Below are 7754 nucleotides of genomic sequence, written 5' to 3' on the forward strand. Positions count from 1 at the left end.
CCCTCGGCCCCAATTCAAGCCCCACCAATCCCGGACAGCCGTGGCGCCATGACCAGCCACACCCCCCGCACCCGCCGATCAGCGACACGCGTGGCGCTCCGAGGGGCCCGAGGACCCAAGCCGTCAGGACCCGACACGCCGAGCCCTGACATCCTCCGCCCCAACGCCCCGGCGGCCCAGGTGCCCTTGGGCGGCCGGGCAGGCGCCCTTGGAACCCCGACGCCCCCAAGAGCCGCGGCACCATCGGGACCCCAGGCGTTCGGAACCCCTGACGCCCCCAGGGCTCCAGCACCCGGGCAACCGCGGCACCCCCGAGACCGCGGGCCCTCAGGTCCGCGACGTTCTCGGAACCGGTACGCCGCGGGACCCGGACGCGCTTCCAGTGCCCCTGCGCCCTCGGAGCCGTGTCAGCTCACCAGGCGGGGGACGACGCCTGTGGTGTGCAGGCGTTCGCGGGCGGCGGCGATGGCCTCGTCCGTCGTGGCGAAGACGCGCCCGGCGCGGTCCAGCCGGGCGATCACGCCGAGTGCCTCCAGCGGTTGGTGGTGGCCGTCGGGGATGCCGGAGACGTAGACCTCGATGCCGCGTCGTTCGAGCCGCTGGATGGCGTCGCCGAGGACGAGCGCGCCGCTGGCGTCGATGGTGGTGACGCGGCGCATGCGCAGCACGACCACGGACACGTCGGTCACCTCCGACAGCTCCAGCAGGAAGCGGTGGGCTGCGGCGAAGAACAGGGGGCCGTCGAGCCGGTAGGTGACGATGTGCTCGGCGAGCAGGGCGTGCTCGTCCTCGGTGTGCTGGGGTTGCAGGTCGTGCCGGAGCGGCTCCTGGTCGAAGCGGACGTTGCGCGCGATGGCCCGCAGCGCCAGCGCGCCCGCCACGACGAGGCCGAGCAGGACGGCGAGCACGGTGTCGAGCATGAGGGTGGCGACGGCGGTCAGCACGAGGACGGCGCCGTCGCCCGGGGTGGAGCGGATCATGGCGCGGACCGCCCCGATCTCGACCATCCGCACCGCCGTGGCCAGCAGCACCCCGGCCAGCGCGGCGAGCGGGATGCGGGAGACGAGCCCGGCGGCGAGGTAGACGATGCCGCCCAGGATGAGAGCGTGTGACAGCGCAGCCAGCCGGGAGTGGGCCCCGGAGCGGACGTTGACCGCCGTGCGGACGATGGCGCCGGTGCCGGCCATGCCGCCGAACAACGGGGTGATGAGGTTGGCCACGCCCTGGCCGAACAGCTCGCGGTCGGGGTCGTGGCGGTGGCGGCCGGACATGCCGTCGGCGACGCCGGCGGACAGCAGCGACTCGAGCGCGGCCAGCGCGGCCACGGCGACGGCGGGGCCGAGGAGCGCCGGGATCGCGCCGAGGTCGAAGAAGCCCAGTGACGGCGCGGGCAGCCCCGGGGGGAGGTGGCCGATCCTGGTCAGGGGCAGCGCGGCGAGCTCGGCGACGACGGTGGCGGCGGCCACGGCGAGCAGCGAGAAGGGCACGGCGGGCCGGATCCTCCCGCCCACCAGCAGCGCCGCGGCCACGGCGAGGGTGACGCCGACGGCCCACCAGTGGGGCGCGGCGAGGAAGTCGGCGACGGCGTGCCAGGCGATCACCGGCACCTGGTCGCTGTCGTCGGGCCGGACGCCGAACGCGTGGGGGAACTGCTGCAGGCCGATCACGCACGCGATGCCGACCGTGAACCCGGCCACCACGGGGGCGGGTACGAGCGCCATGTAGCGGCCGGCGCGGGCCAGGGCGAGCGCGACGAGCAGCAGCCCGGCGAGCAGGCCGACGGTCAGCACGCCGGCGGGGCCGTGGGTGCCGACGATGGGCATGAGGACGACGGTCATGGCGCCGCTGGTGCCGGACACCTGCAGGGCCGACCCGCCGAACAGCGCGGCGAGCGATCCGGCGACGACGGCCGTGGCCAGGCCGGATGCGGCACCGAGCCCGGAGGAGATGCCGAAGCCGAGCGCCAGGGGCAGCGCGACGACGGCCACCGTGAGCCCGGCGAGGAGATCGTTACGGGGGCGGCGCCCCATGGCCGCCAGGTCGGCGCGTTGCGGGAGCAGGGTGCGGACCCGCCCCCACACCACGGCCGTCACGGCCTGTCTCCTTTCGTGTCGAATCCGTCACCGGCGATGCGCGTGAAAGGTCCCTTCACCATCACTCCCTCTGCTGCGTAAAGAGAACGCCAACTTGTCCCAAATTGCATAACTCTGCAATTCGTGAAGAGGACCCCAGGATAACAAGGAGGACCGCTCTGACCTGGCCTGATTCCACTTGGCCGGCGATATTCGCCATGCGCGGAATCGGGCCATAACCTAAAAAGCCGCAGCCGCCTTCAGGCCACTAAAAAGGGGTTCCTTCTCCGAAAAGGAGCTCTCAGAATGACGCTTCCAGCATGGAGAACGCGCGTTCCGCGGCGCGTACCGCCTCCGGCTCGACCTCGGCCATCGGGCGCCCCTGCGCCAGCATCCGCCAGTTGCGCCTGGCCAGCACCCGCTGCGCGGCGAGCACCTGCGCGGCCAGCAACCCGGCGGTCAACTCGCCGCCCGTCCCGTCGGGCGTCTCTCCGAGCGCCCCAGCGGGAGCCTCAGCGAGGGCCCCAGCTGGTTCCTCAGTTGGGGCCCCTCCGGGAATCTCAGACGGGGCCGCGGTACGGGCTCCTCCGTGGCTCTCAGATGGGACCCCAGTGCGGGCTCCAGTACGGGTCTCAGTTGGGACCTCAGTGCCGACCCCGGCGTGAGTCTCAGTGAGGGCCTCGGCGAGCGCCTGCTCGTCCTGCGAGATGTGCTGGAACAGCCGCGCCAGCAGGCTGGGCGTGGTGAACACCATCCGATGGAAGGCCAGCACCTCGGGGTCGTCGTTGAGGCCCGTCACGGGGTCGCGCCGGGCGAGCCCGTCGAGGAAGTGGCGGCGCAACGCCTCCAGCGGGCGCTCCCCCGCGGCCCGTTCCCGCACCACCCGCGCCGCCTCACCCCGGTGGTCGGCGATGCGGTGCAGGACGAGGTCCTCCTTGGCCGGGAAGTACTTGAACAGCGTCGGCTTCGAGACGCCGGCCGCCGCCGCGATCTCCGTCACCGGCACCTCGTCGAAGCCGCGCTCCAGGAAGAGCGCGATGGCCGCCGCCGAGATGGCCTCGTGCACCCGCCGCCGCTGCAACTCACGCAGTCCCGTCATGAACTCCACCCTAGCAACACGTTAACCCGGTCAATCTCTTTACCAAGTCAACGCCGATGGCAGCGCTCGCGGCGGCATGTCGAACGCGGCCGGGCGGCGCCCGAGGGCGTACGAGAGAACGCGAGCCGGGCCGCCGGCACGACGTGGCCGGGGAAGGCTGCCCCACTGCCCCCTACTCACCGACTGCCCCTACTCACCCGCTGCTCCCGGCCCCCGCTGCTCCGCTGCCTGGCCGGCTACTGCCGGACGCGCGGCGCTGCTGGGGGCATCGGACAAGGACGGCACGTATCTGCCGAACCCGGGCGGGTGCGGTGTGTGCAGGAGGGCGAGGCTCCGGCATGGCCGGGGGTCCTGCCGTCCCGCATCTGGCGTATGGCGAGGTCTCCGGCCGTTTGCTCCAGGGCATGGTTCAGGAGGACAGCCGTTCTACTTTTCGCTGTCGAGCATGGCGAGGTGTTGGGCGGCGTAGCGGTCGCCGGCGGCGGCGTTCGCCGGGACGGCCGTCTCGATCTCGGCGAGGGTCTCCTGGTCGAGGGTGAGGTCCAGGGCGGCGAGGGATTCGGTGAGCCGGTCGCGGCGGCGGGCGCCGACGAGCGGGACGATGTCCTCCCCCTGGGCCGCGACCCACGCGATGGCGACCTGGCTGGTCGTCGCGCCGATGCGCTCGGCGACCCGGGTCAGGGCGGCGACCAGGCGCAGGTTGGCCTCGAGGTTCCCGTCCTGGAAGCGGGGGCTGTGCGCGCGGAAGTCGCCGCCGGTCAGCTTCCGGTCGGGGTCCCAGTGGCCGCTGAGCAGGCCGCGGGAGAGGACCCCGTAGGCGGTCAGGCCGATGCCGAGCTCACGCAGCGCCGGGATGATGGCCTTCTCGGGGCCGCGCGACAGAAGCGAGTACTCGATCTGCAGGTCGCTGATCGGGGCCACGGCGGCGGCGCGTCGAATGGTGTCCGCCCCGACCTCCGAAAGACCGATATGACGGATATATCCGGCCTGCTGCATCTCCAGCAGAGCCCCCACGGTCTCCTCGACCGGAATCTGCGGGTTCAACCGGGATGGGCGGTAGATGTCGATGTAGTCGGTCCCCAGCCGCCGCAGCGAGTACGCCAGCCGGTCCTTCACCGCGGCGGCCGAGACGTCGGCCGGCACGGGCTGGAAGCCGCCGTCGGGCGTGCGCCGCGTGCCGAACTTCACGCTGATCACCACGTCCTCACGGCGGCGCTCCTTGAGGGCCCGGCCGATCAGCATCTCGTTGTGGCCGGAGCCGTAGAAGTCGCCGGTGTCGATGAGCGTGACGCCCGCGTCGATCGCGGCGTGGAGGGTCGCGATGCTCTCCTGCTCGTCGGCCGGTCCGTACAGATCCGACATGCCCATGGCGCCCAGGCCGATGGCCGAGACCCGGGGTCCGTGCGCGCCCAGCGGGCGGTCACCGATGGTTGGCACTCTGGTTCTCCTTGACGTGTCGTCCTCTTCGTGGACCTTGCGCTTTCAGCGTGCCCCGGCCTTCCGGGGGCAGCCACGGCTGCCTTCACCCTGGGGTCGCCGTCCCCTGGCTCGGCCTGTCGGCATGGGTGACGATGGAGACATGAACCACTCGGAACTCGCCGCGTACCTGAGGTCGCGGCGTGACAGGATCCGTCCGGCCGAGGTCGGTCTGCCCACCGGTCCGAGGCGCCGGGTGCCCGGGCTGCGGCGCGAGGAGGTCGCCCAGCTGGCGGGGTTGTCCGCGGACTACTACACCGAGCTGGAACGCGGCCGCGGCGCACAACCCTCGGCGCAGGTGCTGGCCGCGCTCGCGCGGGCGCTGCGGCTGGACGGCGACGAACGCGACCACCTGTTCCACCTCGCCGACCGGCCGGTCCCCCCGGCCGCGCACGGCTCGACCGCTCACGTCCAGCCGGCGCTGCTCAGCCTGCTGGACCGGCTCTCCACCACCCCGGCCCAGGTCATGACCGACCTGCACGTGATCCTCGCCCAGAACCCGCTGGCCACCGCACTCGTCGGCCACGTCTCCACGACGCGGGGCCAAGGGGCCGGCTTCGTCCACCGCTGGTTCACCGACCCCGACGCCCGCGCGCTCTACCCCGAGGAGGACCACGAGCACCACTCGCGCGTCTTCGTCGCCGACCTGCGCGCCGTCGCCGCCCGGCGCGGGCGGGACCCCGAGGTGACCCGGATGATCGCCGCGCTGCGACGGCGCAGCGAGGAGTTCGCGACCCTGTGGGAGACGCGCGACGTCGCCCTGCGGCGGGCCGACCACAAACGGATCGTCCACCCCGCCCTCGGCGTCATCGAGCTGGACTGCCACAACCTCTTCAGCGAGGACGGCCGCCAGCGCCTGCTGTGGTTCACCGCGCCGCCGGGCAGCAAGGGCGCCGCCCAGCTGGAGCTGCTCTCCGTCATCGGCACCCAGGACATGACGACCGCCACAGCCCGGCTGACCACATAACGGCGCCCCCATCGGCAAAGTGTTAACCTGGTCAATCTCTTGACCGAGTTAACGCTTTGGAGGGGTGATGGGAACGCTCGACGACGAGCGGCGGCACGTCGAACGCTGCCGGGCCGGCCTGCGCCGCATGCTGGAGGGCGCGCGGGAGAACGTGATCGTCGGCGAGACCGTGGCCGGCGACCGCTACAGCGCCGAACGCCTGGGCCGCCACCTCAAGAGCCTGGCCAAGGAGCTGAGCGAGGAGCCCGACGGGCCGCCGTTCTTCGGCCGGCTCGACTTCGGCGCGGGCGAGCACCGGGGCCGCGCGTACCACATCGGCAGGCGGCACATCACCGGCGAGCACGGCGGCCCGCCCGTGGTGATCGACTGGCGGGCGCCGGTCGCGCGGGCGTTCTACCGGGCCGGCGCCAGGGACCCGCAGGGCGTCGCCCTGCGCCGCCGCTTCGGCTGGTCCGGCACCACCCTGACGGGCTTCGAGGACGAGCGGCTGGACCGGGGCGAGGAGGGGGGCGGCACGATCCTGGCCGCCGAGATCGAACGCCCCCGCGTCGGCCCCATGCGCGACATCGTCGCCACCATCCAGCCCGAGCAGGACGACCTCGTGCGCGCCGAGCTCGACGCCTCCATCTGCGTGCAGGGCGGGCCGGGCACCGGGAAGACCGCGGTGGGCCTGCATCGGGCCGCGTACCTGCTCTACGCACACCGCCGCCGCCTGGAACGCTCCGGCGTGCTCGTGCTCGGCCCCAACCCGGCCTTCCTCGGCTACATCTCGGCGGTGCTGCCCGCCCTCGGTGAGATGGACGTCGAGCAGACGACGCTGGAACGGCTGCTCGCCAGCGTCCCGGTCACCGCCGCCGACACCGAGGACGCCGCGCTCGTCAAACACGACGCGCGGATGGCGCGCGTGTTGCGCAAGGCCCTGTACGGCCGGATCGCGCGGCCCGCCGAGCCCGTGGTGGTGCCGGACGGCTCGACCCGGTGGCGGGTGCCCGAGGACGAGCTGCGCCGCATCGTGGACGACACCCGGCGCGAGCCCCTGCCGTACGGCGTCGGCCGCGAGCGCGTCCGCGCCCGCGTGGTGGCCGCGATCCGCCGCCAGGCCGAGGCCCGGGGCCGCACGGCGACCGCGGCCTGGCTGCGCAGGGCCGGCCGCGCCGTCACCCCCGCCCTGGACGCGGTCTGGCCCGCCGTCCGCCCCGAGGAGGTCCTGTACGAGGTGCTGCGCGACCCGGTCGCGGCGGCGGGTGTCCTCACCGAGGCCGAGCGCGCGGCGATCACCTGGCCCAGGCCGCCCCGGAGCCCCGCGAGCGCCCGCTGGTCGGCGGCCGACCTGGTGCTGCTGGATGAGGTCGCCTGCCTCATCGAGCGGCCCCGAGGCTACGGCCACGTCATCGTGGACGAGGCCCAGGACCTGTCGGCCATGGAGTGCCGGGCGGTGGCCAGGCGCAGCGAGCACGGGTCGCTCACCGTCCTCGGCGACCTGGCGCAGGGCACCACGCCGTGGGCCGCCACGTCGTGGCCGGAGCACCTGGCGCGACTCGGCAAGCCGGACGGCCGGGTCGTCGCCCTCACGACCGGCTTCCGGGTGCCGGCGGCCGTGATCGAGCTGGCCGGCACGCTGCTGCCGGCGCTCGGCGCGCGGGTGCCGCCGACGCGTTCGTACCGGTCGGACGGGCTGCTGCGGGTGCGGCGGGTGACCGAGGTGGACAAGGGGGTGGTGGCGGCGGCGCGCGAGGCGCTCGCGTTCGAGGGGTCGATCGGGGTGATCGCGGCGGACGCCGCCGTGGCGGCGCTCACGTCCGCGCTGCGGGAGGAGGGGGTGGACGTGGGCGGGCGGCTCACCGTCCTGCCCGCGTCGACGGCGAAGGGGCTGGAGTACGACCACGTCGTCGTGGCGGAGCCGGCCGCCATCGCGGAGGCGGAGCGGCGCGGGCTGAACCGGCTGTACGTCGTGCTCACCCGGGCCGTCTCCCGGCTCGACGTCGTGCACGCCCGTCCGCTGCCGCCGCCGCTCACGTCGCCGCCCCTCACGTCGCCGCCCCTCACGTCGCCGCGCGAACCCTTCTGAGATGGGCGGATGTCCTCGACAGGTGCGCGGCTTCGGTGTGTGATGTGGTTTCCCCGTCCCCACAGGAGGCCC

Annotated in this window: 5 protein-coding genes; 2 read left to right on the forward strand and 3 right to left on the reverse strand. The window is 73.5% G+C overall.

Annotated elements, in window-relative coordinates:
• Positions 1 to 407: 407 nt before the first annotated feature.
• From C1J01_RS43880 to C1J01_RS43895, 3 genes are all read right to left on the reverse strand, one after another.
• Positions 408 to 2030, reverse strand: coding sequence for a SulP family inorganic anion transporter (locus C1J01_RS43880; protein ID WP_111184944.1), 1623 nt, complete (start codon positions 2028 to 2030; stop codon positions 408 to 410).
• Positions 2031 to 2373: 343 nt separating this feature from the next.
• Positions 2374 to 3171 (reverse strand): TetR family transcriptional regulator, encoded by a 798-nt coding sequence (locus tag C1J01_RS52850; RefSeq protein ID WP_235855068.1) that lies wholly within the window; start codon positions 3169 to 3171, stop codon positions 2374 to 2376.
• Positions 3172 to 3597: 426 nt separating this feature from the next.
• The gene (locus tag C1J01_RS43895; protein ID WP_235855069.1) at positions 3598 to 4608 is read right to left on the reverse strand and encodes an aldo/keto reductase; all 1011 of its coding nucleotides are present in this window, start codon (positions 4606 to 4608) and stop codon (positions 3598 to 3600) included.
• Positions 4609 to 4750: 142 nt separating this feature from the next.
• On the opposite strand from C1J01_RS43895, the gene C1J01_RS43900 reads away from it, so the two are divergent.
• Positions 4751 to 5614 (forward strand): helix-turn-helix transcriptional regulator, encoded by an 864-nt coding sequence (locus tag C1J01_RS43900; RefSeq protein ID WP_111184942.1) that lies wholly within the window; start codon positions 4751 to 4753, stop codon positions 5612 to 5614.
• 67 nt (positions 5615 to 5681) lie between these two features.
• Positions 5682 to 7682, forward strand: coding sequence for a HelD family protein (locus tag C1J01_RS43905; protein ID WP_111184943.1), 2001 nt, complete (start codon positions 5682 to 5684; stop codon positions 7680 to 7682).
• The last annotated feature ends 72 nt before the right edge of the window (positions 7683 to 7754 follow it).

This window comes from Nonomuraea aridisoli (assembly GCF_003236395.1).
Taxonomy (GTDB): domain Bacteria; phylum Actinomycetota; class Actinomycetes; order Streptosporangiales; family Streptosporangiaceae; genus Nonomuraea; species Nonomuraea aridisoli.